Genomic DNA, 26915 nt, shown 5'->3' with positions numbered 1-26915 from the left:
CGGGGGCGGCCATGACCTCGATCATCGCCTCTCTGCTGCCGCCGCTGGTCGGCTGCCTGCTGCTGCTCAGCGGCGCCGACAAGGTGGCACGCCGCTCGCTGCGCGCCCAGGCGGCGCGCAGCGCGCTGCCCAGGCTGCTGCGCGATCCGGGCCGCGCGGTGCGGCTGCTCCGTGCCACCGGGGTGGCCGAACTCGCCGTCGGCGTCGGCCTGTTGGTCGCTCCCCTGGCGTCGGCGCCGATCCTCGGCGGGGCACTGCTCGGCGCCGGCTTCCTGGCCTATCTGGTCGCGGCCAAGCTGGTGGCGCCCGACGCCTCCTGCGGATGCACGGCTTCCGACACCGCCCCCGTCGGCTGGTACTCGTTCGCCCGTGCCGGCGCGGTGGCGCTGGGCGCGGCGGTCGGCACGTTCGCCGACGACGCCTGGTGGACGGTGGTCGGGGACCGTCCCCTCGGCTCGGCGGCGACGCTGCTGGTGGGCGCCGCCGGCCTCGGCTGGCTGATGGCGGCGCCGGAGCACCGCTGGCTGACGCCGCTGCGCCGCCTCCGACTGCGCCTGTTCGGCCACCCGTTGACCACGGGCGGCGCCGGCACCCCGGTGGCGGCCTCGGTCGAACTCCTGGAACGCTCCCTCGCCTGGGAGACGGTCTCCCCGATCATCCGCTCGGGGCTGTTGGAGCACTGGGACGAGGACGGTTGGCGGATCCTCCACTACGCGGGCGCACACCGCGTCGGCGAACAGGAACGCCCCGTCTCCGTCCTCTTCGCCCTCGACGTCCGCTCCACCGGGGACGGCCGCTCCGAACGCGTCATCCGCGTCGGCGTCGTGGACCGCGAAACCGAAGCCGTCCTCACCCCGGATCTCGTCCTCACCCCCGACGGCTGACCACTGCTGCAAGAAATTGCGAAATTGCTTGCGGAAGTATTGACCTCCCGCGGCCACCCTCCTAGCGTGACGCGGAGTAGTCACGGGGGGATGTGGCCCGGGGGGTCGGCGGTCCGTTCCCCCTCGTCGCGACGCCCGTGCCGGTCGGTCTGGAGGGCGTGTGCGAAGAGTGCGGGGTCGGTGGGCGGCGGCGGCCGGGGTGATGGCTCTGATCGTGGTGGCCGCGCTGCTCGTGGTGGGGCGCGGCTGGCGTGGGGAGGCATTCGAGGGGCGTGGCCCCATCACCTATGCGGCCGGCGAGGATCTGACCGGCGTGGTGCGCGGGCAGCTCGACCGGTGGAACGAGGAGCGCCCGGACGAGCGGGTCACCTTTGTCGAGCTGTCGGCCGATCCCGACGAGCAGCGCCGGGAGCTGGTGCGCGTCGCCGAGGCCGGTTCCGACGAGTTCGCGGTGCTCTCACTGGACGTGGTGTGGACCGCCGAGTTCGCAGCGAACGGCTGGATCGCCCAACTGCCGGAGAAGCGTTTCCCGTTGGACGCCATGCTGCCACCGGTGGTGGAGACCGCGCGGTACGGGGACGAGCTGTACGCGGTGCCGATGAACGCCGACGGCGGACTGCTGTACTACCGCACCGATCTGCTGGAGCGCGCCGGCATCGCACAACCCCCCATGACCTGGGCGGCGTTGCGCGACGCCTGCGCGGCGGTGCTCGCCCTGCCGGAGGCCGGCGAAATGTCCTGCTACGCCGGCCAGTTCGAGCGGTACGAGGGGCTGACGGTCAACTTCGCCGAGGCACTGCACTCCGCCCGCGCCGAGATCGTGGACCGCGACGGACGCCCCCGGGTCGACACCCTGCAGGCGCGGGCCGGCCTGGACTTCCTGGTGGACGCCTTCCGGGACGGCCTGGTGCCGGAGGGGGCCATCGCCTTTACCGAGGAGGAGGGGCGGGAGGCGTTCCGGGACGGCGAGTTGGTGTTCATGCGGCAGTGGCCCTACGCCTACACCTCGTTGGCCGCCGACGACGGATCGAGCGCGGTGGCCGGCGACTTCGATGTCGCGCTGCTGCCGGGGCTGTTGGGGCTCGGCTCGTCCAGCCTGGGTGGCCACAACCTCGCGGTGTCCTCGTTCGCCGAGCACGGGGCGACCGCGATCGACTTCATCCGTTTCATGACCAATGAGGAGAACGCCCACGCCAATCTGGCGGTCGGCTCCAATGCCCCCGCCTACGGGGATCTTTACGACGATCCCGAGTCGGTGCGGCGCTATCCCTATCTGCCGGTGCTCAAGCAGTCGATCATCGGCGCCCTGCCGCGACCACAGACGGTGAACTACAGCCAGGTCAGCGCGGCCGTCCAGGAGGCCGCCCAGGCGGCGATGACCGGCGAGAAGCCGAGCGATCTCGCGCTCTCCGAGCTGCAGGAGACCCTGCTCGGGCTGGTCGGCGAGTGAGCCGCCCACGCGTTGACCAGCGTTGACGCCCCGGTTTCGGCCCGATGGCGGGGTTCCCTGTGAGAACTGTTTACACCCCGGGGGAACGCCCATACGATGCCGCAAGTTTCTGCATCTTCTTGCAGAACGGCCGCTGGCGCGTGTGGCCTTCCGCAGCAAGCCGAAGGAGCCGTTGTGCGCAGAAGTTCCCCCACCAGCCGTACCGGTCCGCGCGGCCGGGCCGGGCTCGCCCTGGCCCTGACCGTTCTCCTCGCCCCGCTGGCCGCCGGCCACGCCCTGGCGACCGGCCCTGCCGCCGCCGAACCCGACTCGGGCAGCCCCTACTACGCCACCAACCCGGAGGGTGGCGTGGGCGGTTCGGCCACCATCACGGTGGACGGCGCGGCCGACGACTGGACGCCGGAGCTGGTCATCGCCCAGGGCGTGGCCAATGACGACCCCCGCATCTTCCGGGGCAGCCACGAGGGGCCGGTCTACGACCTGTATGCCCTCTCCGCCGCCTGGGACGACGAGAACCTGTACCTGATGTGGCAGTACACCAATGTCACCGATGTCGCCGACCCCGCGCAGGACTACCCGCAGTCGGGCAACGGCAAGCCCTACGCGATCGACCTCCCCGTCTCCATCGCCCTGGACGTCGACCCGGCCGCCGGATCGGACGGCGTGGTGGGCGCGGGCCCGGACGGGGTCTGGGACATCCGCACCTCCTTCGCCAACGAGGAGGTCGACCGGCTGGCGAACTTCTCCACCAAGCCGGGGGTCGGCGAGCCTGCGCTGTTCGGCCTCAACGCCGAGGGCGGCTTCGACCACCAGCCGGCCAACAACACCTCCTTCGCGGAGGCGGGCATCGAGTACGCGTACGGGGACGGGCTCACCGTCGACGAGGTGTGGGGCATCGAGGGCAACGGCCACGCCGGCTACACCCCGGACGACCTCGCCGATCCCACGCTCTACAGCGATCTGCTCGCCGGCGGTCACGACCCCGAGCAGGACACCGTCTACGAGATCGGGATCCCGTTGGCCGCCCTCGGTCTGACCAGGGCGGCGGTCGAGGAGCAGGGGCTGGGCGTGATGGTGGTCTCCACCTTCGGCCAGTCGGCCGTGGAGTCGCTGCCGCACGATCCGACCGTGCTGGACAACGCCCTTGAGCCTTACGGGCCCGACGAGTCCACCTCACACGAGAAGGAGGACTACGACGCCTTCACCGTGCCCTTCGCCCGGGTCGGCGCCCTCGCTCCCTGAGCGCCAGGGCGGGCCGCCGCACCCCGCTCCCGGGTGCGGCGGCCCGCCTTTCCGGAACGGCGGGATCAGATGTCGCGGAAGGTCTCGATCTGGGCGCCGACGGAGTTCAGCCGTTCGGCCAGGTCCTCGTACCCCCGGTTGATCACATAGACGTTGCGCAGCACCGACGTGCCCTCGGCCGCCATCATCGCCAGCAGCACCACCACGGCCGGGCGCAGGGCCGGCGGGCACATCATCTCGGCGGCTCGCCAGCGTGTGGGGCCCTCGACCAACACCCGGTGTGGGTCGAGGAGTTGGAGCCGGCCGCCGAGGCGGTTGAGGTCGGTGAGATAGATGGCGCGGTTGTCGTAGACCCAGTCGTGGATCATGGTCGAGCCGTGCGCGGTGGCCGCGATCGCCGCGAAGAACGGCGCGTTGTCGATGTTCAGGCCGGGGAACGGCATCGGGTGGATCTTGTCGATCGGTGCCTCCAGCTTGGAGGGCCGGACCGTCAGGTCGGCCAGCCGGGTGCGGCCGTTGTCCGCCTTGTACTCGGGGCCGAGGTCGTGGTCCAGGCCCATGCCCTCCAGCACCGCTAGCTCGATCTCAAGGAACTCCATCGGCACCCGGCGGACGGTCAGCTCGGACTCGGTGACCACCGCGGCGGCGATCAGGCTCATCGCCTCGACCGGGTCCTCGGACGGGGAGTAGTCCACATCGCGGTCGATCTCGGGGACACCGTGCACGGTGAGCGTGGTGGTGCCCACGCCCTCGATGCCGACGCCCAGTTGCTCAAGGAAGAAGCACAGATCCTGAACCATGTAGTTGGACGAGGCATTGCGGATCACCGTGGTGCCGTCGTGCCGGGCGGCGGCCAGCAGCGCGTTCTCCGTGACGGTGTCGCCGCGCTCGGTCAGCACGATCGGGCGGTCCAGGCTCGTCTCGGGGTTGACCGTCGCGTGGTAGACGCCGTCGGTCGCGGTGACTTCGAGGCCGAAGCGGCGCAGCGCCATCATGTGCGGCTCGACGGTGCGGGTGCCGAGGTCGCAGCCGCCGGCGTAGGGGATCTTGAAGCGGTCCATCCGGTGCAGCAGCGGGCCGAGGAACATGATGATGCTCCTGGTGCGGCGGGCCGCGTCCTGGTCGATCGCGTCCAGATCGAGCTCGGCCGGCGGCACGATCTCCAGGTCGGCGCCCTCGTTGATCCAACGGGTGCGCACGCCGACCGAGTTCAGCACCTCCAGGATGCGGAAGACCTCCTCGATCCTGGCGACCCGGCGCAGCACCGTGCGGCCGGAGTTGAGCAGGCTGCCGCACAGCAGCGCCACACAGGCGTTCTTACTGGTTTTCACATCGATGCTGCCGTGCAGCCGTCTGCCGCCGACGACCCGCAGATGCATCGGACCGGCGTAACCCAACGAGACGATCTCGCTGTCAAGCGCCTCGCCGATGCGGGCGATCATCTCAAGGCTGATGTTCTGGTTTCCCCGTTCGATACGGTTGACCGCGCTCTGACTGGTGCTGAGCGCCTCCGCGAGCTGGGACTGTGTCAGGCCACGATGTTGGCGTGCGTCCCGAATGAGCTGTCCGATGCGGGCCAGGTAGTCATCGATCATGAGTACGAGCTTATCTCACATATGAGATTGCTCCTCCCCAGCTGCTCCGTTCGAGTGATGACACGCCGGACAGTCATATGTTCTACTTGTTCTCATTGAATGCGAACAATCGGCGGACGTCCATGCGAACGGCGGCGCGGGGCCCGGGGTTTCGACCGGGACGGGGCGCCCGCCACGAGCCAGGGGAGAGCACATGCGCAGCGTCAGAAACGTCGTCCTGGTGGCCCTGCCCTTCGCGGTGGCCGCCACCGTCTATCTGGTCACCGCGATCCGTCTCTACGACCGGCTGCCGGACCGGGTGGCGACGCACTTCGGCGGCTCCGGCGGGGCGGACGGCTTCCTGTCGCGCGACTTCGCCGTGATCGGCGGCCTGTTCACCCTGGTCGCCACGGGTCTGGTGATGGTCCTGTCCGTCTGGCTCGGCCGCTTCGGGCCGCCCAGGTTCCTGGTCGCCATCGGCGCCGCCGTCGCCACCGTCACCGGCGCCGTGCTCATCTGCGCGCTGGTCGTCAACGCCGATCTGACGGATCCGGCGGCCGCCGAACTGCCGCTGTGGTGGCTGCCGCTGATCTTCGGCGCGGCGGCGCTGGTCGGCTGGGCGGCCTGGCTGCTGACCGGCCGGTCGGGCGCGGCGGACGACGACGGCTCCTGGCCGGGCCAGGCCGTGCCCCCGGTCCCCGCGATGCCGCTGGCCGACGGCGAGAACGCCGTCTGGAGCCGGTCGGTCGGCTCGCGCGCGCTGCTCTTCGGGGCCGGGGTCGCCGCGCTGGCGGCGGTGCTGCCGCTGGCGATGGGGGACTGGATCCCCGGCGTGATCGTGCTGGTGACGGCGGCGCTGGTCGGCGCCTGCGCCGCCGCGCGGGTCACCGTCGACGAGCACGGCCTGCTGGTGGATCTGCCGCTGCTGCCCAGGCCCCGGCTCTCCGTCCCGATGGAGCGGGTGGTGGACGCGGGCGTCCGCCAGGTCAGGCCGGTCGCCGACTTCGGCGGCTGGGGTTATCGGGTGCGCCCCGGCGCCTCGGGTCTGGTGCTGCGCTCGGGGGAGGCGCTGTCGCTGCGGCTGGCCGACGGCCGGGCGTTCGTGGTCACCGTCGACGACGCCGAGACGGCCGCGGCGCTGCTCAACGGGCTGGCGGAGCGTCGGCGGGGGAGCGCGGCCTGATGCTGTTCCGCGTCACCCCCGACTCGCCCGTCCCGCTGGGTGATCAGATCGCCGGCTGTGTGCGGGGCGCCATCGCCGACGGCACCGCCACCGCCGGCGAACGGCTGCCGCCGGCCCGCTCGCTGGCCGACTCCCTGGGGATCAACGTCCATACGGTGCTGCGGGGTTACCAGCGGCTGCGGGACGAGGGCCTGGTCGAGGTGCGCCGGGGGCGCGGCACGGTGATCACCGGCCGGACGGACGCGCCCCGCCGCGCGCAGCTGGTGCGGCTGGCCGCCGAGCTGGTCGCCGAGTCCCGCCGGCAGGGCCTCGGCGACCACGAGATCCTGCATCTGGTGGAGACCCAACTCCCCAACCACGCGGGCCGCCCCTGACCCGCGCCGCCGTCCGGGCGGGGAAAGCCGGTGGACAGCGGCCAGGGGAGCGGCACACTGACCCGGATGACGGAAGAGTTCATCGATCTGGCGAGCCTGACCACCAGAATCGTCGGCCGGTTCGGCCCGGAAGCCGCCGCCTGGTGCGCCGACACGCCCGAACTGATCGCCCGGCTGGCATCCCGTTGGGGCCTGACGCTCGACGGGCCGCTCCCGGACGGCGCCTCGTCGGTCACCCTGCGCTGCCGCTGGCCGGACGGAACGCCGGCGGTGCTCAAACTCAGCCCGGAACGCGCCCTGTTGGCCGAGCAGACCCGGATGCTGGCCCGGTTCGCCCCGTCCGGCCGGGTGCCCGCCGTGCTGGCCTTCGACGAGCACGCGGGCGCCATGGTGCTGGAGGAGATCGTGCCGGGAACGCCGGCGGATGACCTGCCGGCCGCCTCGCTCCCGGCGCGGTGGGCCGAACTCCTCGCCGCGCTGCACTCGGTGCCCCCGCCGCCCCGGCCCACACGAACGCTGCGCGGCCGGATGGAAGAAGCCTTCGCCCGGGTCGGCCGGCGGCTGACCGAGCCGGCGATCGCGGCCCGCCTCGACACCGCCGCCTGGGATCTCGCCGTCCGACGCTGCGAACGACTGCTCGACACGCCGAGCACCACCGTGCTGCTCCATGGCGATCTGCACCTGGGCAATGTGCTCGACGGCGGCCGGGAGCGGGGGCTGATGGCCATCGACCCGAAGGCGTGTGTGGGCGATCCCTGCTTCGACGCGGTGGACTATGTGGTGGCCGGCGCCGGAACGGACGGCGTCGGGGCCCGCTGCGCACGGGTGGCCGCGGCCTGCGGACTCGACCCCGACCGCCTCCACGCCTGGAGCCGAACCATCGCCCCCTTCGCCGCCGTCGCCCACCTCGCCTCGGGCGGCCCGGAACCCGCGATCGACGAACTCCTGACGTTGACCCGTTGACGCCGCCGTGGCCGCCGAAAGCCGGGCCCGGAGTCAGGTCCGGAGTCAGGCCCGGCGGCGTCGGTGGTACGCGTAGGTGAGGGCCAGCAGCAGCGGACCCCACAGGCTCATCAGCCCGCTCACCGTCATCGCCAGGAGATCCCAGCCCGGGGCGTAGGGCCAGGCGTCCCTGCCGCTGGTGGTCGCCTCGTACACCCACTGGACGGTGATCGCCGTGAGGGCGAGGCCGCCCAGGGTCGCGGGGACGGTCACAGCGGCGGGCGGGACGCGCCGCCCGCCGAGCCGGGGCACCCACCGGGGCACGATCTCGCCCCAGCGGCGGACCAGTCCGAAGCCGAGCAGCGCCAGAAGTTCGCTGAGGACCGTCAGCCCGACGACATACGGGTCACTGAACCAGGCCGAGGGCATCGGCTCGCCGCCCATGCCGTGTCCGAAACCGATCGGCAGCCGCCAGACGCCGACCGGCAGCACGACCAGCGGGATGGCGTGCGCGACGCGCTCGGCCCAGGCCGGCACGGGCGGCCGGGCGGGCCCCGCGGTTCCTGGGCCCGGCCCGGGCGCGTTCGTGGTGGTCATGTGCCCAGCCTGGTAGGGCCGATGGGGGTGCGGATCAGCTCCGTGGCCGGACCTTGTTCCGCCCGGCGGGGGACCGGCGCCCGGGCCGTCCACCCCGGGGATGACGGGGGCGAAGTGGGCCGCCCACCCCGGCGCCCGGGCCCGGCGCGGCGTCCCGCTCTCCGACACCTGTCCGAGGGGATGCGGTAGAGTTATCTCGACATCGAGATATCTTTGACGGCGGAAAGCCGGAAGCAGCCTGCCGGCGCTCTCGTTGTGCGGGAACTACTTAGGGTTCCCTTAGCGAGTGGTGGCCCGGTGCGCACGGCAGGATTGCGGTAGAACGCGCGAAATCATGTGGTGAAGGAGACAGTCGTGTCGGCGAACAGCTTCGACGCTCGCAGCACCCTGCGGGTGGGCGACGAGTCGTACGAGATTTTCCGGCTGGACAAGGTGGAGGGCTCGGCCCGCCTGCCGTACAGCCTGAAGGTGCTGCTGGAGAACCTGCTCCGTACCGAGGACGGGGCGAACATCACCGCCGATCACATCCGGGCCCTGGCCGGTTGGGATGCCAGCGCACAGCCCAGCCGCGAGATCCAGTTCACGCCGGCGCGGGTGATCATGCAGGACTTCACGGGCGTGCCCTGTGTGGTGGACCTCGCCACCATGCGCGAGGCGGTGCGCGAGCTGGGCGGCGACCCGGCGCGCATCAACCCGCTCGCCCCCGCCGAGTTGGTCATCGACCACTCGGTGATCGCCGACAAGTTCGGCACCGCCAACGCCTTCCAGCAGAACGTGGAGCTGGAGTACGGCCGCAACCGCGAGCGTTACCAGTTCCTGCGGTGGGGTCAGACCGCGTTCGACGAGTTCAAGGTGGTGCCCCCGGGCACCGGCATCGTGCACCAGGTGAACATCGAGCATCTGGCCCGCACCGTGATGGTCCGCAACGGGCAGGCGTACCCCGACACGCTGGTCGGCACCGACTCGCACACCACCATGGTCAACGGCCTGGGCGTGCTGGGCTGGGGCGTCGGCGGCATCGAGGCGGAGGCCGCGATGCTCGGCCAGCCGGTCTCCATGCTGATCCCGCGCGTGGTGGGCTTCAAGCTCACCGGCGAGCTGCCCACCGGCACCACCGCGACCGACCTGGTGCTCACCATCACCGAGATGCTGCGCAAGCACGGCGTCGTCGGGAAGTTCGTCGAGTTCTACGGCGAGGGCGTGGGCGCCATCCCGCTGGCCAACCGGGCCACCATCGGCAACATGTCGCCGGAGTTCGGCTCCACGGCGGCGATCTTCCCGATCGACGGGGAGACCATCAGCTATCTGCGGCTGACCGGCCGCGACGCCCAGCAGCTGGCGCTCGTCGAGGCGTACGCCAAGGAGCAGGGCCTGTGGCTGGACGCGGCGCACGAGCCGGAGTTCAGCGAGTACCTGGAGCTGGACCTGTCCACCGTGGTGCCGTCCATCGCCGGGCCCAAGCGCCCGCAGGACCGCATCGTGCTGGCCGACGCCACCGCCAAGTTCGCCGACGATGTGCGCGCCTATGTGCCGAACGCGGACTCCGACGAGGCGGGCAAGGAGTCCTTCCCGGCCTCCGACTCGCCGGCGGTCAGCAACGGGACGCCCACCAAGCGGGTCACCGTCACCACCGCCGAGGGCGCCAGCTTCGAGCTGGACCACGGCGCGGTCACGGTCGCCGCCATCACCTCCTGCACCAACACCTCCAACCCCTCGGTGATGGTGGGCGCGGCGCTGCTCGCCAAGAAGGCGGTGGAGCGCGGCCTGACCAGGAAGCCGTGGGTGAAGACCACCCTGGCGCCCGGTTCCAAGGTGGTCATGGACTACTACGACCGCGCCGGCCTCACCCCCTACCTGGACAAGCTCGGCTTCAACCTGGTCGGTTACGGCTGCACCACCTGCATCGGCAACTCGGGCCCGCTGCCCGAGGAGATCTCCCAGGCGGTCAACGAGCACGACCTGGCCGTGGTGTCGGTGCTCTCCGGCAACCGCAACTTCGAGGGTCGGATCAACCCCGACGTCAAGATGAACTACCTGGCGTCCCCGCCGCTGGTGGTCGCCTACGCCATCGCGGGCTCGATGAAGGTGGACATCACCAAGGAGCCGCTGGGCGCCGACCAGGACGGCAAGCCGGTCTACCTGCGGGACATCTGGCCCAGCGAGCAGGAGATCGAGGAGGTCGTGGCCTCGGCCATCGGCCAGGAGATGTTCGGCGAGAGCTACGCCGACGTCTTCGCCGGCGACACCCAGTGGAACGCGCTGCCCATCCCGACGGGTTCGACGTTCGAGTGGGACCCGGAGTCCACCTATGTGCGCAAGCCCCCGTACTTCGAGGGCATGACGGAGCAGCCGTCGCCGGTCGTCGACATCACCGGGGCGCGGGTGCTGGCCAAGCTCGGGGACTCCGTGACCACCGACCACATCTCGCCGGCCGGCGCCATCAAGGCGGACACCCCCGCCGGCAAGTACCTCACCGAACACGGCGTCGAGCGGCGGGACTTCAACTCCTACGGCTCGCGGCGCGGCAACCACGAGGTGATGATCCGGGGCACCTTCGCCAACATCCGGCTGCGGAACCAGATCGCGCCGGGGACGGAGGGCGGCTACACCCGCGACTTCACGCAGCCGGAGGCGCCGGTCTCGTTCATCTACGACGCCTCCAGCAACTACCAGGCGGCGGGCATCCCGCTGGTGGTGCTGGCCGGCAAGGAGTACGGCTCGGGTTCGTCCCGGGACTGGGCGGCCAAGGGCACCGCGCTGCTGGGCGTGCGGGCCGTGATCGCCGAGTCCTACGAGCGCATCCACCGCTCCAACCTGATCGGCATGGGCGTGCTGCCGCTGCAGTTCCCCGAGGGCCAGTCGGCGACCTCGCTCGGCCTCACCGGCGAGGAGACCTTCTCCATCACCGGGGTCACCGCGCTCAACGAGGGTTCGGTGCCGAGCACGGTCCGGGTCTCGACCGACGGCGGGGTGGAGTTCGACGCCACGGTGCGGATCGACACCCCCGGCGAGGCGGACTACTACCGCAACGGCGGCATCATGCAGTACGTGCTGCGTTCGCTGCTGCGTAAGTGAGTTTCCGCCAGGTTGACCGTGCCGACGGGGGCCCATGTGCCGCCAGATGCGGCTGAGTTGACAGCCCGCCGGATATAACGCCTGGTCAACGCGAGGGCCGGCCACGATTCCGAGATTCACTCGGATGTGGCCGGCCCTCGATGTGTGTCACGGAGATCTCAACTCGGAAAAGCCTCCCGACGATCTTCGTGCGCGATCTTCCCCGTGCGCGCCAAGTGGACTATACCTGTCGGGCAGTCGGCGGCCATCCGTCCGACTCCCCTCAGGAAGGCGAGGCTGCGCATGAGGTCCAACCTGAACCGCCGTTCCCTGCTCACCCGTTCCGCCGCCGCCGGGCTCTTCACCGTGCCCGCCATGGGCGCGTTGGCCGGCTGCGCCAGCGGCGGCGGCGACGACGATTCCGCCGAGCGGGGCGAGGTGTCCGACGACAACCCCTTCGGCGCCGACCCCGACGGGGAACTGGAGGTGGTCATCTTCGACGGAGGGTTCGGCGACCAGTACGCGCTGGACGCCGAGGCGATCTACCAGGAGGATTTCGGCAGCGTCCAGCACGACAAGACCACCGAGATCTCCCGCAGACTCCAGCCCCGCATGGTGCAGGGCGAACCGCCCGACGTGATCAACAACGGCGGCGCCGACGCCATGGACATCGCCGCACTGATCCGTAACGACCAGGTCTACGACCTGACCGAGCTGCTGGACGCGCCCTCCCTCGACGATCCGAACGTGACCGTCCGCGACACCCTGATGCCCAGCACCGTGGAGATGGGCCAGTTCGGCACCGAGGAGGTGTGGCGCCTCAACTACGCCTTCACCGTCTACGGCCAGTGGTACTCGCGGACCGCCCTGGACCGGCTCGGCGTCGAGTACCCGCGCACCTGGGACGAGATGATCGCGGTCTGCGAGGCGGCGAAGCGCGAGGGCATCGCCGGCTGGACCTACGCCGGGCAGTACCCGTACTACTTCAACTTCACCCTCTACCCGTTCATCGCCAAGATCGGCGGCGCCGACGTGATGCGCGCCATCGACAACCTGGAGCCCAACGCCTGGCGCCATGACGCGGTCAAGGCCGCGTTCGAGGCGTACCATGAACTCGCCGCGCGCGGCTATGTGTTGCGGGGCAGCCCGGGCATGACGCACGAGGAGTCGCAGGACGAATGGAACGGCTACCGCGCGCTGTTCATCCCCAACGGCTCCTGGGTGGAGAACGAGTCGCGGCGCAACACCCCCGAGGACTTCGACATGGCGGTCGGCCCGCCCACCGGCCTCGACTCCTCGGACGCCATGCCCTTCGAGACGCTCTGGGCCTCGGCCGGTGAGCCGTTCTTCATCCCGGCGGACGCCGCCAACCCCTATGGCGCGCTGGAGTTCCTGCGCATCATGCTGGGCCAGGAGTCGGCCAAGAACTTCACCGGTCTGGTCTCCTCGCTGACCTGTGTGCGCGGCGCGGCCGACGGGCTCGACCTGCCGCCCGGACTGGCCAGCGCCAAGGAGTCCTTCGAGGCCGCCGGCGACAACCTGATCGTGCCCCGGCTGCCGGACTGGTACAAGCAGTTGAACAACGAGGAGGTCGGCGGCGCCATCGCCACCATGATGGCCGGCGACATCGATCCGGAGGAGGCGATCAACCGCTGTCAGCGCGCGGCGGACGCCACCGCTCAGGACGACTCGATCCAGAAGTTCCAGCACGTCTGAGCGGTGAGGGGCGGCGGCATGAACGTTGCTAAGGAAAAGACTGCCCGGAGTACCGAACAGGCGGAGGACCGCCTTACCCCGGGTATGAGACTGCGACTTACCGCGGCGTTCTTCCTGCCGCCCCGGTTCACTCCACAGAGTGTCCGTTACGACCGGAGATACCGGAAGCTGGACCAGTACCGCTTTATCGTCTGGTTTCTCTCCCTTCCGCTTCTGGTGTACGGGTTCTTTGTCGTCTCGCCGTTTCTCCAGGCGTTCTTCTATTCGCTGACCGACTGGACGGGATACAGCAGCGACTACAACTTCGTCGGGTTCGACAACTACGAGAGGATGTGGAACGACGACAAGTTCTGGGACGCCACCCGCAACAGCCTGCTGCTGTTGGTGATCGCCCCGCTGGTCACCCTGGCGATGGGGCTCTTCTTCGCCTATATGTTGAGCGCGGGCGGGCGGCGGCGGAGCCACGGCGTCTCCGGGGTCGCCGGCTCCGGGCTCTACAAGATCGTCTACTTCTTCCCGCAGGTGCTCTCGCTGGCGATCATCGCCGTCATCTGGGCCAGGATCTACAGCCCGCGCAGCGGCGCGCTCAACGCGGGTCTTGAGGCGGTGGGCCTCGACTCCTGGGCCAGGGAGGACTGGCTGGGGAGTTCCTGGGCGATCTGGTGTGTCCTGGTCGTGCTGTGCTGGTCCTTCGTCGGTTTCTATGTGGTGCTGTTCTCGGCCGCGATGAGCGCCATCCCCACGGAGATCTACGAGGCGGCCAGGCTGGACGGCGCCGGCCGGGCCACCACCTTCTTCCGGATCACCTTCCCGTTGACCTGGGAGACGGTGCGGACGGGCTGGATCTATATGGGAATTCAGGCCCTGGATGCGTTCGCGCTGGTGAATGTGATGGTTCCGGAGCACGGCATGGACGTGCTGCCGAGCTATCTCTTCGAGAAGTCCTTCCGGGACGCGCAGGCCGGCTACGCCACCACGATCGGGGTGGCGCTCTTCCTCATCACCCTGGTGTTCGCCACGGTGATGATGCGGCTGGGTCGACGCGAGCGGATCGAGTTCTGACCGTGGCCCCGTCCCTCGTTTCCCCCGACTGCCCTTGGGAGCACCGCAGATGAGTCTCACCCGACCCACCGGGGACCCGTCAACCGGCGACCCGTCCACCGGCGATCCGTCGGCGTCCGACGCCGGTGCCGGCCCCGCCGCCGAGCGGCGGGACTCGGCGGCCGGCACCGTGCTGAACGTCTTCTCGCACTCCTTCCTGGTGCTGTGGCTGGTGATGGCGGCGGCCCCGGTGCTGCTGGTGGCGATCAACAGCCTGCGCCCGCACGGGGAGCTGGTCTCCGAGCCCATCGGGCTGCCGACCGGCCTGCACTGGGAGAACTTCAGCAACGCCTGGACGTCCGCGAGCATCGGCCGCTACGCGCTCAACTCGCTGATCATCCTGGCGGGTTCGCTCACCGGCACCATGCTGCTCGGGGCCATGGCCGCCTATGTGCTGGCCCGGTTCACGTTCCCCGGGAGCAAGCTGATCCATCTGCTGTTCGTCGGCGGGATGATGTTCCCGGTCTTCCTCGCCCTGGTGCCGCTGTTCTTCGTGCTCAACAACTTCGGCCTGTTGAACACCCGGCCAGGACTGATCATCGTCTATATCGCGTACTCGCTGCCGTTCACCATCTTCTTCCTGGTGGCCTTCTTCCGCACGCTGCCCGGCGGGGTGCAGGAGGCGGCGACACTGGACGGCGCCTCGCACACCAGGACGTTCTTCCAGATCATGATGCCGATGGCCAAACCGGGGCTGATCAGCATCGGCATCTTCAACTTCCTCGGCCAGTGGAACCAGTTCGTGCTGCCCCGGGTGCTCAACGTCGGCGATCCGGACGACGCGGTGCTGCCCCAGGGCCTGGCCGCGCTGATGGTGCAGCAGGGGTACGAGGGCGACTGGGGTGCCCTCTACGCCGGCGTCACCCTGGCGATGATGCCGGTGCTGGTGGTCTATGTGGTCTTCCAGCGGCAGGTGCAGAGCGGACTCACCGCGGGCGCGATCCGTTAGCGAACGCGACGACTTCGGGGCCGCCCGGCCAGGGATTCCTCCGCCGACCCCCCGGGGGCGGTCTGAACTTCCTATAGTGGGCCCGGCGCCGTGCCCCGTCGCTGGTGGGGCGGCCGGCGGGAGCCCTGTCGCTTGCGCCGGGTGACGGGAAGCTCGGTTAGGGAAGTGGAGTGAGCCGTGAAGACTCCGGGATCGCAGTCCTCGCTGCACCGGGCCAACCTGGAGCGGGTGATACGCGCGGTTCGCGCCGCCGGATCGCTCACCCAGGCGGATATCGCCAGGACCACCGGGCTGTCCGCGGCCACGGTGTCGAACATCGTTCGGGAGTTGAAGGAGCTGGGCACGGTCGAGGTGCGCTCCACCTCGGCCGGTGGCCGGCGGGCGCGCAGCGTCTCGCTCTCCGGTGACGCCGGGATCGTGGTGGGCGTGGACTTCGGCCACTCCCATCTGCGGGTCGCCGTCGGCAATCTCGCGCACCAGGTGCTGGCGGAGGAGGCCGAACCGGTCGATGTGGACGCCTCGGCCGACGAGGGCTTCGACCGCGCGGAGAAGCTGGTCGGACGGCTGCTCACCGTCGCCGGCGTGGACCGGGGCAAGATCATCGGCATCGGCCTCGGCGTCCCAGGACCCATCGACATCACCAGCGGCACCATCGGCTCGACCGCGATACTGCCCGGCTGGCGCGGCACCAACCCCCGGGAGGAGCTGGCCGCCAGAACGGGCGTGCCGGTGCATGTGGACAACGACGCCAACCTCGGCGCCCTGGGCGAGTCGGTTTGGGGGAGCGGCCGGGGTTCGGGCGATCTGGCCTATATCAAGGTGGCCAGCGGCGTCGGCGCCGGACTGGTGATCAACGGCCGGATCTACCGGGGCCCTGGCGGCACCGCCGGCGAGATCGGCCATGTCACGCTGGACGAGTCGGGACCGGTCTGCCGCTGCGGCAACCGGGGCTGCCTGGAGACGTTCACCGCCGCCCGGCATGTGCTGCCGCTGCTCCACCCCATCCACGGCCCCGAGTTGACCATGCAGCGCGTGGTGCAGCTGGCCCGCGAGGGCGATCCGGGCTGCCAGCGGGTGATCGGCGACATCTCCCGCCATGTGGGCACCGCCGTGGCGCAGTTGTGCAATCTGCTCAACCTCAGCCGGGTGGTCCTCGGCGGCGACCTCGCCGAGGCGGGGGAGATCGCCCTCGGCCCGATCAGGGACTCCGTCGGGCGGTACGCCATCCCCAGCGCCGCCCGACAGTTGACGCTCGCCACCGGGGCGCTCGGCCCGCGCGCCGAGGTGTTGGGGGCACTGGCCCTGGTGCTGCGGGAGATGGGCGACGGAATGCTGCTGGGCGCGGGCCCCGACACCTGAGCGCCGGTCCGGGCACCTGAGCGCCGGTCCGGGCGCCCGCGCGCCTGGTTGAAGCTTCAAGAGGTAAAACGAACAGAATGGAAACCAGGGCCCCATTTTCCACCAGGCGAGGGCGCCCTTTAATGCCCGGTCATAACGGTTGCCAAACCTTCGCTTCGAGCCTAAGGGAAGGTATCGGTTTGGTTGAACTTGGATTTATGTATTGACGCCAAGAAGCCTCCGGAGTTAGCTCTCGTCCGACCGAATGGCCGCGGAGCAGCGGCCCGAGCGGGAGGCATGAGTAACGATGCGTCAACAACTGCGATTTGTCGGGATAGGTGTCGCGACCCTGGCCCTGACGGTGGCGCTGGCCGCCTGCGGTGAGGCCGGCGGTGGCGACGACGACGACAACAACGAGGGAAACGGCAACGAGGGTAACGGCGGATCCGGCGGCGGCACCATCGGCCTGCTGCTGCCCGAGGACTCCACCACGCGCTACGAGTCCTTCGACCGCCCCTATATCGAAGGCAAGATCGCCGAACTGTGCGAGGACTGTACCGTCCAGTACAGCAACGCCAGCGAGGACACCAACCTCCAGAAGCAGCAGTTCGACGCGATGCTCACCGGCGGCGTCGACGTGATCATCCTGGACCCGGTGGACGCCTCCGCCACCGGCAGCTGGGTCGAGGAAGCCGCCGCCGAGGGCGTCCCCGTGGTCGCCTACGACCGGCTCGCCGAGGGCCCGATCGACGCCTATGTCTCCTACGACAACGAGGCGGTCGGCCAACTCCAGGGCCAGGCCGTGCTCGACGCCCTGGGCGACGAGGCCGAAGGCGCCCGGGTCGTGATGATCAACGGTTCGCCCACCGACCCCAACGCCGCCCTCTTCAAGAGCGGCGCCGAGTCGGTTCTTGAGGGCACCGCGGAAATCGTCTTCTCCCAGGACATCGACGGCTGGGACTCCGCCCTGGCCAACGAGGAGATGAACGCCGCCATCGAGTCGCTCGGCGAGGACGGCTTCGACGCCGTCTACGTGGCCAACGACGGCATGGCCGCCGGTGTCATCAACGCCCTCCAGGCGGCCGGGATCGACGACGTCCCCGTCGGCGGCCAGGACGCCGAACTCGCCGGTCTGCAGCGGATCGTCACCGGTGAGCAGACCTTCACCATCTACAAGGGCCTGCGCGCCGAGGCGGAGATCACCGCCGAGATCGCCGTCCGGCTGCTGAACGGCGAGGACATCGCCGACCTGGCGCCCGACAGCGTCGACAGCCCCACCGACTCCGGCATCGCCAGCACCCTGCTGGAGCCGATCCCGGTCACCGTCGACACCATCAACGACACCGTGATCGCCGACGAGTTCTACGCGGCCAGCGACATCTGCACCGCCGACTTCGCCGACGCGTGCGAGGCAGCCGGCATCGGCTGACCCCGGAACGCCCGGGCCTCGTTCCACCCACCCGCCCAGGAACGGGCCCGGGCCAACTTCCGTGGGAGTCCGTTCTCCACCCCCGTTCCCGCGCGGGGGTATCCACGAAGGAATCTTGATGCCCGTCGAACCCGTCGAACCCGTTCTGGCGTTGCGCGGCGTCTCCAAACGGTTCGGCGCCGTGCAGGCGCTGACCGATGTCGACCTGGAGATCCGTCCCGGTGAAGTGACCGCCCTCGTGGGCGACAACGGAGCCGGCAAGTCCACCCTCATCAAGACCATTGCCGGCGTCCACCCGATCGACAGTGGCAGCATCGTCTGGAAGGGCCGGACGGTGCGCATCGCCAAGCCGCACGACGCCCAGGACCTCGGCATCGCCACCGTCTACCAGGACCTCGCCCTGTGCGACAACCTCGACGTGGTCGCCAACCTCTTCCTCGGCCGGGAAGTGCGCAACCTCCATGTGCTGGACCAGGTCACCATGGAACGCCAGGCCCGTGACCTGCTGGACACCCTCTCCATCCGCATCCCCAGCGTGCGCATCCCGGTCGCCTCGCTCTCCGGCGGCCAGCGCCAGGTGGTGGCCATCGCCCGCGCCCTGGTCGGCGACCCCGAGGTGGTCATCCTCGACGAACCGACCGCCGCACTCGGCGTCGAGCAGACCGCCCAGGTGCTCGACCTGGTGGAACGCCTCCGGGACCGGGGGCTCGGCGTCATCCTGATCAGCCACAACGTGGCAGACGTCCGCGCCGTCGCCGACGAGGTCGCGGTACTCAGACTCGGCCGGAACAACGGCGTCTTCAGGGCCGCCGACACCACGGGCGAGGAGATCATCGCCGCCATCACCGGCGCCACCGACAACGCGGTCACCCGCCGCAGTCTCCGCAAGGACAGCACCGCCGGCGGAGACGGCCAGGGGGAGGAAACAGCATCATGAGCGACAAACTCGCGCCCGACCCCCGACTGTTGGTGCGGGAACGCGGCCTCGCCGGCTATGTGGAGGACTTCCGCCGCCGGATCAGCGGAGGTGAGCTGGGCTCCATCCCCGTGGTGATCGGCATGATCATCATCGCCATCGTCTTCGAGGCGCAGACGGGCACCTTCCTCTCCCCGCGCAACCTCAGCAACATCACCGTCTATATCGCGGGCCCCGGCATCATGGCCGTCGGCATCGTGCTGGTGCTGCTGCTGGGCGAGATCGACCTCTCGGTCGGCTCCATGGCCGGCCTGTCCGCCGCCATCTGGGCCGTCCTCTCGGTCAGCCACGGCATCAACGACCTCGTCGCCATCGGCCTCGCCATCCTCGCCGGCGCCGCCGTCGGCACCATCCACGGATTCTTCTTCGCGAAGATCGGAGTGCCGGCCTTCGTGGTCACCCTGGCCGGTTTCCTCGGCTGGAGCGGCCTCCAGATCTGGGCGATGGGCGACGAGGGCACCATCAACATCCCCCGCAACAGCCTGGTGCGGGACTTCAACAACTTCTACTTCTCCGATATCGCCGCCGCCTACGGCCTGGCCGCCGTGCTCACCCTCGGGTACCTCGGTGCCCTGGTCTACCAGGAACGGCGCCGACAGGCCGCCGGGCTGCCCACCCGCCCGCTGAGCGAGATCGCCCTGCGGGTCGGCCTGGTGGCGGTGGCCGCCTTTGCCACGGCCTACACCCTCAACCAGCACCGGGGCCTGCCTCTGGCCCTGGTGATCTTCCTGGCCGTGCTGCTGCTCGTCGACTTCGTCGTCCGCCGCACCACCTACGGACGGCAGATCTTCGCCGTCGGCGGCAACGCCGAGGCCGCCCGCCGGGCCGGCATCAACGTGGCCCGCGTCCGGCTCACCGTCTTCACCATCGCCAGCTCGCTGGCCGCGCTCGGTGGGCTCTTCTGGGCCGCCCAGGCCGGTGGCGCGTCCAAGAGCCTCGGCTCGGGCAACCTGCTGATGAACGTGATCGCCGCCGCCGTCATCGGCGGCACCAGCCTCTTCGGCGGCCGCGGCTGGGTGTGGTCGGCACTGCTGGGCACGCTCGTCATCCAGTCGATCACCACCGGACTCAACCTGATGGGCATGGCCAGCGAGATCCAGTACATGATCACCGGAGCGGTTCTGTTGGTCGCCGTCGTGCTCGACTCCGTATCGAGAAAGACCCAACGCACCGCAGGACGAACATAGTTACCCTGACAATCCGCTTCCTGCCCTATTCATGACAGTTCTTTGTCACCCGGGTCAGCAGTGACCCGGGTGACTTGGCGCGCAGCTGGGATCCCCGTGACGGTCGGGCCGCACTAGACTCTCCGGATGGTGTTAGTGCCCCGACGCGAGGAGGAACGGTGGCGTTGCTGACCGGTATTTCGGGACCCCGCGATCTGGACCGGCTCAGCCCGGTCCAGTTGGAGGAGCTGGCTTCGGAGATCCGTACCTTCCTCATCGACGCCGTGTCGAAGACCGGGGGCCATCTGGGCCCCAACCTCGGCGTGGTCGAGCTGACCATCGCCCTGCACCGCGTGTTCGAGTCCCCCACCGACAGCATTCTCTGGGACACCGGCCACCAGAGCTATGTGCACAAGCTGCTCACCGGCCGCCAGGACTTCTCCGGACTCCGCACCAAGGACGGCCTCTCCGGCTATCCCTCCCGCGAGGAGTCGGAGCACGACATCATCGAGAACAGCCACGCCTCCACGGTGCTCGGCTGGGCCGACGGCCTCGCCAAGGCCAACCAGCTGCGCGGCCTCGACAACCGGGTCGTCGCGGTCACCGGCGACGGCGCGCTCACCGGCGGCATGGCCTGGGAAGCGCTCAACAACATCGCCGGTGCCAAGGACCGCCCGCTGGTGATCGTCGTCAACGACAACGAGCGCTCCTACGCCCCCACCATCGGCGGCCTCGCCAACCACCTCGCGACCCTGCGCACCACCGACGGTTACGAGCGCTGGCTGGAACGCGGCAAGCAGATGCTCAACCGCACCCCCGTCGTCGGCCGCCCCATCTACGGCACGCTGCACGGCGCGAAGAAGGGCCTCAAGGACGTCATCGCCCCCCAGGGCATGTTCGAGGACCTGGGCATCAAGTACGTGGGCCCGATCGACGGCCACGACATCCAGGCCCTGGAGTCCGCGCTCCAGCGCGCCAAGCGCTTCGGCGGGCCGGTGATCGTGCACTGCCTCACCGAGAAGGGCCGCGGCTACCAGCCGGCCCGGGAGGACGAGGCCGACCAGTTCCACGCCGTGGGCGTCATCCACTCCGACACCGGCCAGCCGGTCTCCGCCTCCGGCGCCGACTGGACGTCCGTCTTCGGCGAGGAAATCGTGCGTCTTGGCCGCGAGCGCGAGGACATCGTCGCCATCACGGCCGCGATGCTGCGCCCCGTCGGCCTCGGCCGGTTCGCCGAGGAGTTCCCCGACCGGGTCTTCGACGTCGGCATCGCCGAACAGCACGGCGCGGTCTCCGCCGCCGGCCTGGCCACCGGCGGGCTGCACCCGGTCTTCGCCGTCTACGCGACCTTCCTCAACCGCGCCTTCGACCAACTGCTGATGGACGTCGCGATGCACCGCTGCGGCGTCACCTTCGTGCTGGACCGGGCCGGCGTCACAGGGCCCGACGGCGCCTCCCACCACGGCATGTGGGACATGTCGGTGCTCCAGTGCGTGCCCGGCCTGCGGCTGGCCGCCCCGCGCGACGCCGACCAGCTCCGCGCCCAGCTGCGGGAGGCCGTCCAGGTCGACGACGCGCCCACCGTGGTCCGCTACTCCAAGGGCAAGGTCGCCGCCCCCGTGCCGGCCGTCGGCACGGTCGGCGGCATGGACGTGCTGCGCGCCGCCGACACCGACCGGCCCGATGTGCTGCTGGTCTCCGTCGGCGCCCTCGCGCCCGTCTGCCTTGAGGTGGCCGAGCTGCTGAACAAGCAGGGCATCAGCTGCACCGTCGTCGACCCCCGCTGGGTCAAGCCCGTCGACCCGGCGCTGCCAGGCCTGGCCGCCGAGCACCGCGTCGTCGTCACCGTCGAGGACAACGGCCGCGCCGGCGGCGTCGGCTCGGCCATCGCGCAGGCGCTGCGCGATGCCGACGTCGACGTTCCACTGCGCGACTTCGGCATCCCCCAGCGGTTCCTCGGCCACGGCAGCCGGGGCGAGATGCTGGCCGAGGCCGGCCTGACCGGCCCCGCCATCGCCCGCCAGGTCACCGGCCTGGTCGCCCGCCTCGAAGGCCGCCTCGACGCCGCCGGCGCAGCCGCCTTCGGCGCCACCGACTGACCGGGCACACCCCACACGGACGGGCCCCCACCCACACGGACGGGGGCCCGTCCGTGTGGGTGGCGGCGGCGCGGACGGGCCGGGCGCCGCCCGCTTGCCCTGCTGATCACACCAGGCCAGTGGGGCGACGCCCCGCAGCTCATCCCCGTAACGGAACGCGTCCGAGTTGCCCGTCTCCACGGCGGGCGCCCGCGCACCCGGCCGGGCCATCTCGGCGGCGACAAGGCGTACTCCTCCCGCCGCAACCGCCACTACTAGACGCCGGTCCGTCCGTCGACCAGCTCTCGCACGATGTCGAGATGCCCGTTGTGTCGGGAGACCTCTTCGATGAGGTGGAGGATCACCCAGCGGAGGTCCACGTGGCGGCCGTCGCTGATGGGGCGCTTGGCCCTTGAGTTCAAGTCGTGGTCGGACAGCAGGCCACGGTAGCGGTCACTCTGCGCCTCGTATTCGGTGAGCAGCCGAGGCAACGGGATGTCGACCGCTGTCCGCATCTCGGGGTCGGGGTCGTCGTCGCTCGCCCGCGTGAGCGGACCCGCTGGTTCCTCCCCCAGGAACATCACCTGGACCCAGTGGTACTCGACCCACCGCAGATGGCTGATCAGCCCGCACAGGGTCATCAGCGGTGAGTTCGGAAGCGGGGCTCTGCGGGCGTCTTCCGCGGACACACCCTCGCACTTGGCTCGCGCCGTGTCACGGGCGTAGTCCAGGAAGGTGATCAGCTGCGTGCGCTCGTCCCAGGTGGGAGGCGTATCGGTTCGTGGCGTCATCGCGGAGAGTTTCCCCCAGGTCGGAGGAACGGACGAGCGATTAATGGGCGGCCCCGTCGATGACCGCCTCAACGGCGCGGACGGACTGGCCCGCCCGCCCTGTTACCTTTTCGCCTCGGCGCTCGTCATGGGGGAGACGACCGGATACGAACGGTCGTTCTGGCCTCACCAACGAGTGAATCGAGAACGCATATGCTGACCAACCTCATGTTTGCCACGGTCTATGTCACCGACCAGGACCGCGCGCTGGGGTTCTATGTCGACGGGCTCGGCCTGCAGAAGCGGTTTGACGCGCCGGGGCCCGACGGGCGGTTTCTGACCGTCGGATTTCCCGACAGCCCGGTGCACATCCTCCTCTGGTCGCACCCGGCGTCGGCGGGACAGCCGGGTGATGACGAGGGCCGGATCGCCGCGCCAGGCCCGCTGATCCTGGAATCCGACGATCTGCACAAGGACTTCGCGGACATGCGCCAACGAGGCGTCGTCTTCGAGCAGCCCAAGCCCGAGGACTACCCGTTCGGCATCCGCGTCGAGGCGCTGGACCCGGACGGCAACCGCATCTCGCTCCGCGAGCCGCGGAAGCGATGACCATCCCCTCGCCCGAGGCGTTCGAAGCCCAGCGCGACCGGCTGCGCGCCGTCGCGCACCGCGTGCTGGGCTCGCACGCCGACGCGGAGGACGTGGTGCAGGAGGCATGGCTGCGCCTGGTCCGCCAGGACCCGGCGACCATCGACAACCTGCCCGGCTGGCTGACCACCGTCGTCGGCCGCCTCAGCCTTGACCTGCTGCGATCCCGCCGGGCCCACCCCGAAACGGGCTACGGCCAGGACGCCGCCGACCTGGTGGTGACACCCGACGACGCCCCCGCGCCGGACGAACAGGCCGCGCGGGCGGACTCGGTCGGCCGCGCCCTGCTCGTCGTGCTCGACTCGCTCACCCCCGACGAGCGCCTGGCTTTTGTCCTGCACGACATGTTCGCGGTCCCGTTCCGCGATATCGGCCAGATCCTGGGCAAGTCCACCGACGCCAGCAAGTTGATCGCCAGCCGCGCCCGCCGCAAGGTCCGGGCGCAGGACCGGCCGGCGGCCCCCGGGCGCGAGGACCGCGAGGCCGTCCTGGCCTTCCGCGCCGCCGCCCTCAGCGGCGACTTCGAGGCGCTGCTCCGCGTCCTCGCCCCGAACGTCAGGCTGGCCGTCGACACCCCCGACGGCACGGTCGTCACTCTCGGCGCCACCCAAGTCGCCACCGGCGCCCGCCAGTTCGCCGGCACCGCCGTCCACCACCACCCGGTGCTGGTCAACGGCACCCTCGGCTATCTGTCCTGGCGCGTCGACGGAACCCCGCTCTCCCTCATCTCCTTCACCGTGGTCGACGGCCGGATCACCGACATCCACATCGTCATCGACCCCGCCAGACTTGCCGCGATCACCAGCGAGTGGCCCGATGCAGGCCCGGCGCCGTACGTTGGATCGTCATGAGCCCCCGTATCGCCGTGATCGGCAGCGGTCCCGCCGGACTTACCCTCGCCCGCGTCCTGCACGGTCATGGCCACCCCGTCACCGTCCTCGAACGCGATCCCGCCCGCGACGCCCGCCCCCCGGGCGGCACGCTGGACCTCCACGAGGGGCTTGGCCAACTGGCCCTAAAGAAGGCCGGGTTGCTGGCGGAGTTCCAGGCACTGTCCCGTCCCGAGGGCCAGGCCATGCGCATCCTGGACACGGACGGGACCGTCCTCCGCGACTGGCAACCCCGTCCCGGCGACCAGGCCAATCCCGAGATCGACCGCGGGCGACTCCGCGACCTGCTGCTCGGTCCACTGGACGTCCAGTGGGGACGAGCGGTGGCCGAGGTGGTGCCCAAGACCCCGGACGCGTGCTGGTCCGTTGCGCCGACGGGCGAAAGGAGACGTTCGACCTGGTGGTCGGCGCGGACGGCGCCTGGTCCCGGGTCCGTCCGGCGGTCTCGCCGGCGACGCCCCAGTACACCGGCGTCACCCTGGTCGAGTCCGCCCTGGACGACATCGACGCCCGCCATCCCGACCTCGCCCGGCTGGTCGGCGACGGCTCGGTGGCCGTGTACGGCGTGAACCGCGCGCTCGTCGCCCAGCGCAACAGCGGCGGACACGTCAAGGTCTACGCCCAGTTCCGCGTTCCGCCGGACTGGCGTCCGGCCCCGGACCCGGCCGACGCCGAGGCCGTGCGATCAACCCTGCTGGCGCTCTTCGACGGCTGGGCCGCCCCCGTCCTCGACCTCCTCCGCCACGGCGGAACTTTTGTACACCGCCCCCTCTACGTCCTTCCGGTGTCCCACAGCTGGCCCCATGTCCCCGGGGTGACGCTGCTGGGCGACGCCGCCCATCTGATGCCCCCGTTGGGCGCGGGCGCGAACCTCGCGATGCTGGAAGGCGCGGAACTCGCCGAGGCGATCGCCGCCGACCCCGGGGACCTGGACGAGGCCGTCCGCGCCTTCGAGGAACGGATGTGGGAACGGGCCGGCACCTGGGCCACCATCACTGCGGCCGGCCTGGAACGCCTCGTGAGCCCCGACCCCACCGAAGCCCTCGCCCTCTTCGACGAGGTCCAGCCGTCCTGACCGCAGCCCGTCAGCCCACCGGCCCTTCCCCGACGGCCAGCCGCAGAAACGCGGTCCACTGCGTGGCGCCGAACGCCAGCTGCGGGCCGGGCTTCTTCGAGTCCCGCACGGCCCGCCCGGCATCGGTCACTACCGCGACCTCGACGCAGTCCCCGTTCCCCGCGCTGTGGCTGCTCTTGCGCCAGAGGTTCTTCGTGTCCCGTGCGGCGAGAATGGCGACCTCTACGCAGTTGCCGTTGCCGCCGCTGTAACTGCTCTTGATCCAGGTGGGGTTGTCCTCAAGCATTATTGGTACCTGCCCTTCTGTTGGTGATGCCCGGCGAGGGGCCTCACGACGCACGTGCGATCGCCTCGAAGATGTCCGCGTCGGTCTCCCGTTGCCACTCCGGGAGTTCGGGCCAGTCCGCGACATAGCTGGCCTTCGGGGCCTCGAAGTGCTTGTGGATCTGGGCGATCCAGCAGATGGCCACGAACCGGCCCTTCTGCTCCCGGCTGAGCGCGTCCGTACGGCCGTCGCTCACCGCGACAAAGTCGCGGACCTGCCGCTCGACGGCTGCGGCGGCCAGGCGTTCCCAGTCGGGGGTCTCACCCCACGGCGTGACATACCCCGGCTTGGGCACGCCCGGGTAGTGCTTCTGCACGCCTGCGATCCACGCTTCGCGAAACGCGCGACCCGGTTCTGTCATGGTGAGCGGCTTCCTTCGGTGAGTGGGGCTTCGACGGTGATCGCTTCGTCACCGAACGCCAGCTTATGCGGGATCAGTTGGCGCGGGGCGGAAAGTGGACGGGCCTCCACCCGGTGGGGTGGAGGCCCGTGGTGTTCAGGCGGGGGTGGGTCAGTCTTCCGGCTGGTCCGTGGTGGCCAGGTCGAGGAAGGCGGCCCACTGGGAGGGGGTGAACGTCAGGTGGGGGCCCGGGTTCTTGGAGTCCCGCACGGCGCGGGTGTCGCCGTTCAGTGCGGCGATCTCTAGGCAGTTGCCGTTGCCCGCGCTGTAGCTGCTCTTGCGCCAGGTGTGCTTCGTGTCCCGTAGGGCCACGGTCTCGTCCAGGAAGGCGACTTCGACGCAGTCTCCGTTGCCGCCGCTGTAGCTGCTCTTGAACCAGGTGGCGTTGCGTGTTGCCATGGTCCGGTCCCTCGCGGTTGGAAGCGGATGGTGATGCTTCCACTATCCCGAAGGAACCGGGCGCTGGGTAGTTGGCGATGCCAGACGTGGACGGGCCCCCACCAGGTCGGTGGAGGCCCGTGTGAGGGGCGATCTCTGAACCCGCTTGGCGCGTCAGCGCGCCTCGAAGTAGTGCTCGTCGTTCAGCGCGGACAGAAAAGCGGCCCAGCCGTCGGCCTTGAAGGCGAGCAACGGGCCATTGTGGTCCTTTGAGTCGCGAGACTGAACACCGTCGAGGCTGCTCCGAATTTCGACGCAGTCGCCATTTTCGGCGCTGTAGCTGCTCTTGAACCATGTGGCTTGGTTTGCTTGCATT

24 protein-coding genes and 2 pseudogenes are annotated in these 26915 nt (G+C 70.1%); 19 read left to right on the top strand and 7 right to left on the bottom strand.

The window, feature by feature from the left end; translation table 11 throughout:
* Positions 1-11 precede the first annotated feature (11 nt).
* From AOM46_RS21715 to AOM46_RS21705, 3 genes are all read left to right on the top strand, one after another.
* On the top strand, positions 12-884 hold the full coding sequence (locus AOM46_RS21715) for a MauE/DoxX family redox-associated membrane protein (protein ID WP_062214243.1): 873 nt from the start codon (positions 12-14) through the stop codon (positions 882-884).
* Positions 885-1044: 160 nt separating this feature from the next.
* Positions 1045-2334 (top strand): ABC transporter substrate-binding protein, encoded by a 1290-nt coding sequence (locus AOM46_RS21710; RefSeq protein WP_158920542.1) that lies wholly within the window; start codon positions 1045-1047, stop codon positions 2332-2334.
* A gap of 174 nt (positions 2335-2508) precedes the next feature.
* Positions 2509-3576: a hypothetical protein gene (locus AOM46_RS21705; RefSeq protein ID WP_062214241.1), complete on the top strand. Its 1068-nt coding sequence runs from the start codon at positions 2509-2511 to the stop codon at positions 3574-3576.
* Positions 3577-3641: 65 nt separating this feature from the next.
* Here AOM46_RS21705 and AOM46_RS21700 read toward each other — a convergent pair whose 3' ends face one another.
* Positions 3642-5171 (bottom strand): UDP-N-acetylglucosamine 1-carboxyvinyltransferase, encoded by a 1530-nt coding sequence (locus AOM46_RS21700; protein WP_062214240.1) that lies wholly within the window; start codon positions 5169-5171, stop codon positions 3642-3644.
* A gap of 193 nt (positions 5172-5364) precedes the next feature.
* Between AOM46_RS21700 and AOM46_RS21695 the strand changes: the two genes are divergently transcribed.
* The 3 genes from AOM46_RS21695 to AOM46_RS21685 all read left to right on the top strand — a co-directional run bounded on the left by AOM46_RS21695 (position 5365) and on the right by AOM46_RS21685 (position 7670).
* A complete protein-coding gene (locus tag AOM46_RS21695; protein ID WP_062214239.1) occupies positions 5365-6333 on the top strand; it encodes a DUF1648 domain-containing protein in 969 nt (322 codons plus the stop codon).
* Positions 6333-6707, top strand: a complete 375-nt coding sequence (locus AOM46_RS21690) for a GntR family transcriptional regulator (protein ID WP_062214238.1) — start codon at positions 6333-6335, stop codon at positions 6705-6707. Before AOM46_RS21695 ends, AOM46_RS21690 begins: the two co-directional genes overlap by 1 nt.
* Before the next feature lie 87 nt (positions 6708-6794).
* Positions 6795-7670, top strand: a complete 876-nt coding sequence (locus AOM46_RS21685) for an aminoglycoside phosphotransferase family protein (protein WP_062214408.1) — start codon at positions 6795-6797, stop codon at positions 7668-7670.
* A 45-nt stretch (positions 7671-7715) separates the two neighbouring features.
* Here AOM46_RS21685 and AOM46_RS21680 read toward each other — a convergent pair whose 3' ends face one another.
* Positions 7716-8246 (bottom strand): hypothetical protein, encoded by a 531-nt coding sequence (locus AOM46_RS21680; RefSeq protein WP_062214237.1) that lies wholly within the window; start codon positions 8244-8246, stop codon positions 7716-7718.
* Between the two features lie 354 nt (positions 8247-8600).
* Between AOM46_RS21680 and acnA the strand changes: the two genes are divergently transcribed.
* The 10 genes and pseudogenes from acnA to AOM46_RS34760 all read left to right on the top strand — a co-directional run.
* Entirely contained in the window at positions 8601-11321 is a 2721-nt protein-coding gene (acnA, locus tag AOM46_RS21675; RefSeq protein ID WP_062214236.1) for an aconitate hydratase AcnA, read from the top strand.
* Between the two features lie 282 nt (positions 11322-11603).
* The gene (gene ngcE, locus AOM46_RS21670) at positions 11604-13016 is read left to right on the top strand and encodes an N-acetylglucosamine/diacetylchitobiose ABC transporter substrate-binding protein (protein WP_062214235.1); all 1413 of its coding nucleotides are present in this window, start codon (positions 11604-11606) and stop codon (positions 13014-13016) included.
* Between the two features lie 84 nt (positions 13017-13100).
* Entirely contained in the window at positions 13101-14078 is a 978-nt protein-coding gene (locus AOM46_RS21665) for a carbohydrate ABC transporter permease (protein WP_078857056.1), read from the top strand.
* A gap of 49 nt (positions 14079-14127) precedes the next feature.
* Complete coding sequence (locus AOM46_RS21660) at positions 14128-15066, top strand: carbohydrate ABC transporter permease (RefSeq protein WP_062214234.1); 939 nt, start codon at positions 14128-14130, stop codon at positions 15064-15066.
* Positions 15067-15243: 177 nt separating this feature from the next.
* Entirely contained in the window at positions 15244-16425 is a 1182-nt protein-coding gene (locus AOM46_RS21655) for an ROK family transcriptional regulator (protein WP_062214233.1), read from the top strand.
* Positions 16426-16711: 286 nt separating this feature from the next.
* A complete protein-coding gene (locus AOM46_RS21650) occupies positions 16712-17833 on the top strand; it encodes a sugar ABC transporter substrate-binding protein (RefSeq protein ID WP_062214232.1) in 1122 nt (373 codons plus the stop codon).
* A gap of 118 nt (positions 17834-17951) precedes the next feature.
* Positions 17952-18770, top strand: coding sequence for an ATP-binding cassette domain-containing protein (locus AOM46_RS21645; protein WP_062214231.1), 819 nt, complete (start codon positions 17952-17954; stop codon positions 18768-18770).
* Positions 18767-19996 carry a sugar ABC transporter permease gene (locus AOM46_RS21640; RefSeq protein WP_062214230.1) on the top strand — a complete coding sequence of 410 codons (1230 nt, stop codon included), beginning with the start codon at positions 18767-18769 and terminating at the stop codon, positions 19994-19996. The genes AOM46_RS21645 and AOM46_RS21640 overlap by 4 nt, the downstream gene beginning before the upstream one ends.
* Before the next feature lie 158 nt (positions 19997-20154).
* Entirely contained in the window at positions 20155-22074 is a 1920-nt protein-coding gene (gene dxs, locus AOM46_RS21635) for a 1-deoxy-D-xylulose-5-phosphate synthase (RefSeq protein ID WP_062214229.1), read from the top strand.
* A gap of 72 nt (positions 22075-22146) precedes the next feature.
* Positions 22147-22329, top strand: a pseudogene (locus AOM46_RS34760) (IS5/IS1182 family transposase); the annotation flags it as partial.
* On the opposite strand, the gene AOM46_RS21630 reads toward AOM46_RS34760, so the two are convergent.
* Positions 22329-22844, bottom strand: a complete 516-nt coding sequence (locus tag AOM46_RS21630; protein WP_062214228.1) for a DinB family protein — start codon at positions 22842-22844, stop codon at positions 22329-22331. The pseudogene AOM46_RS34760 and the gene AOM46_RS21630 sit on opposite strands and share 1 nt — an antisense overlap.
* Positions 22845-23036: 192 nt before the next feature.
* Between AOM46_RS21630 and AOM46_RS21625 the strand changes: the two genes are divergently transcribed.
* From AOM46_RS21625 to AOM46_RS21615, 3 genes and pseudogenes are all read left to right on the top strand, one after another.
* Complete coding sequence (locus tag AOM46_RS21625; protein ID WP_062214227.1) at positions 23037-23432, top strand: VOC family protein; 396 nt, start codon at positions 23037-23039, stop codon at positions 23430-23432.
* Positions 23429-24322 carry a sigma-70 family RNA polymerase sigma factor gene (locus AOM46_RS21620; RefSeq protein WP_062214226.1) on the top strand — a complete coding sequence of 298 codons (894 nt, stop codon included), beginning with the start codon at positions 23429-23431 and terminating at the stop codon, positions 24320-24322. The genes AOM46_RS21625 and AOM46_RS21620 overlap by 4 nt, the downstream gene beginning before the upstream one ends.
* A pseudogene (locus AOM46_RS21615) lies at positions 24319-25436 on the top strand (FAD-dependent oxidoreductase). Before AOM46_RS21620 ends, AOM46_RS21615 begins: the two are co-directional and overlap by 4 nt.
* A 10-nt stretch (positions 25437-25446) precedes the next feature.
* Here the strand turns inward: AOM46_RS21615 and AOM46_RS21610 are convergent.
* The 4 genes from AOM46_RS21610 to AOM46_RS21595 form a co-directional block, all read right to left on the bottom strand.
* Positions 25447-25722 carry a DUF397 domain-containing protein gene (locus AOM46_RS21610; protein ID WP_062214225.1) on the bottom strand — a complete coding sequence of 92 codons (276 nt, stop codon included), beginning with the start codon at positions 25720-25722 and terminating at the stop codon, positions 25447-25449.
* A 43-nt stretch (positions 25723-25765) separates the two neighbouring features.
* Positions 25766-26122 carry a hypothetical protein gene (locus AOM46_RS21605; protein ID WP_062214224.1) on the bottom strand — a complete coding sequence of 119 codons (357 nt, stop codon included), beginning with the start codon at positions 26120-26122 and terminating at the stop codon, positions 25766-25768.
* A 150-nt stretch (positions 26123-26272) separates the two neighbouring features.
* Positions 26273-26560, bottom strand: a complete 288-nt coding sequence (locus AOM46_RS21600) for a DUF397 domain-containing protein (protein ID WP_062214223.1) — start codon at positions 26558-26560, stop codon at positions 26273-26275.
* 153 nt (positions 26561-26713) lie between these two features.
* A complete protein-coding gene (locus tag AOM46_RS21595) occupies positions 26714-26914 on the bottom strand; it encodes a DUF397 domain-containing protein (protein ID WP_062214222.1) in 201 nt (66 codons plus the stop codon).
* Position 26915 lies beyond the last annotated feature (1 nt).

The sequence above is a fragment of the Streptomyces sp. NBRC 109706 genome (genome assembly GCF_000974485.1).
Taxonomy (GTDB): domain Bacteria; phylum Actinomycetota; class Actinomycetes; order Streptomycetales; family Streptomycetaceae; genus Streptomyces.
The sequence above is the reverse complement of the archived record's forward strand: the minus strand, read 5'-3'. Positions and strand labels throughout refer to the sequence as shown.

Coding starts and splice junctions, on each gene's coding strand:
- AOM46_RS21715 (WP_062214243.1), top strand. CDS start 12: ATGACCTCGATCATCGCCTCTCTGCTGCCGCCGCTGGTCGGCTGCCTG.
- AOM46_RS21700 (WP_062214240.1), bottom strand. CDS start 5,171: ATGATCGATGACTACCTGGCCCGCATCGGACAGCTCATTCGGGACGCA.
- AOM46_RS21695 (WP_062214239.1), top strand. CDS start 5,365: ATGCGCAGCGTCAGAAACGTCGTCCTGGTGGCCCTGCCCTTCGCGGTG.
- AOM46_RS21690 (WP_062214238.1), top strand. CDS start 6,333: ATGCTGTTCCGCGTCACCCCCGACTCGCCCGTCCCGCTGGGTGATCAG.
- AOM46_RS21680 (WP_062214237.1), bottom strand. CDS start 8,246: ATGACCACCACGAACGCGCCCGGGCCGGGCCCAGGAACCGCGGGGCCC.
- ngcE (WP_062214235.1), top strand. CDS start 11,604: ATGAGGTCCAACCTGAACCGCCGTTCCCTGCTCACCCGTTCCGCCGCC.
- AOM46_RS21665 (WP_078857056.1), top strand. CDS start 13,101: ATGAGACTGCGACTTACCGCGGCGTTCTTCCTGCCGCCCCGGTTCACT.
- AOM46_RS21660 (WP_062214234.1), top strand. CDS start 14,128: ATGAGTCTCACCCGACCCACCGGGGACCCGTCAACCGGCGACCCGTCC.
- AOM46_RS21650 (WP_062214232.1), top strand. CDS start 16,712: ATGCGTCAACAACTGCGATTTGTCGGGATAGGTGTCGCGACCCTGGCC.
- AOM46_RS21645 (WP_062214231.1), top strand. CDS start 17,952: ATGCCCGTCGAACCCGTCGAACCCGTTCTGGCGTTGCGCGGCGTCTCC.
- AOM46_RS21640 (WP_062214230.1), top strand. CDS start 18,767: ATGAGCGACAAACTCGCGCCCGACCCCCGACTGTTGGTGCGGGAACGC.
- AOM46_RS21630 (WP_062214228.1), bottom strand. CDS start 22,844: ATGACGCCACGAACCGATACGCCTCCCACCTGGGACGAGCGCACGCAG.
- AOM46_RS21625 (WP_062214227.1), top strand. CDS start 23,037: ATGCTGACCAACCTCATGTTTGCCACGGTCTATGTCACCGACCAGGAC.
- AOM46_RS21620 (WP_062214226.1), top strand. CDS start 23,429: ATGACCATCCCCTCGCCCGAGGCGTTCGAAGCCCAGCGCGACCGGCTG.
- AOM46_RS21610 (WP_062214225.1), bottom strand. CDS start 25,722: ATGCTTGAGGACAACCCCACCTGGATCAAGAGCAGTTACAGCGGCGGC.
- AOM46_RS21605 (WP_062214224.1), bottom strand. CDS start 26,122: ATGACAGAACCGGGTCGCGCGTTTCGCGAAGCGTGGATCGCAGGCGTG.
- AOM46_RS21600 (WP_062214223.1), bottom strand. CDS start 26,560: ATGGCAACACGCAACGCCACCTGGTTCAAGAGCAGCTACAGCGGCGGC.
- AOM46_RS21595 (WP_062214222.1), bottom strand. CDS start 26,914: ATGCAAGCAAACCAAGCCACATGGTTCAAGAGCAGCTACAGCGCCGAA.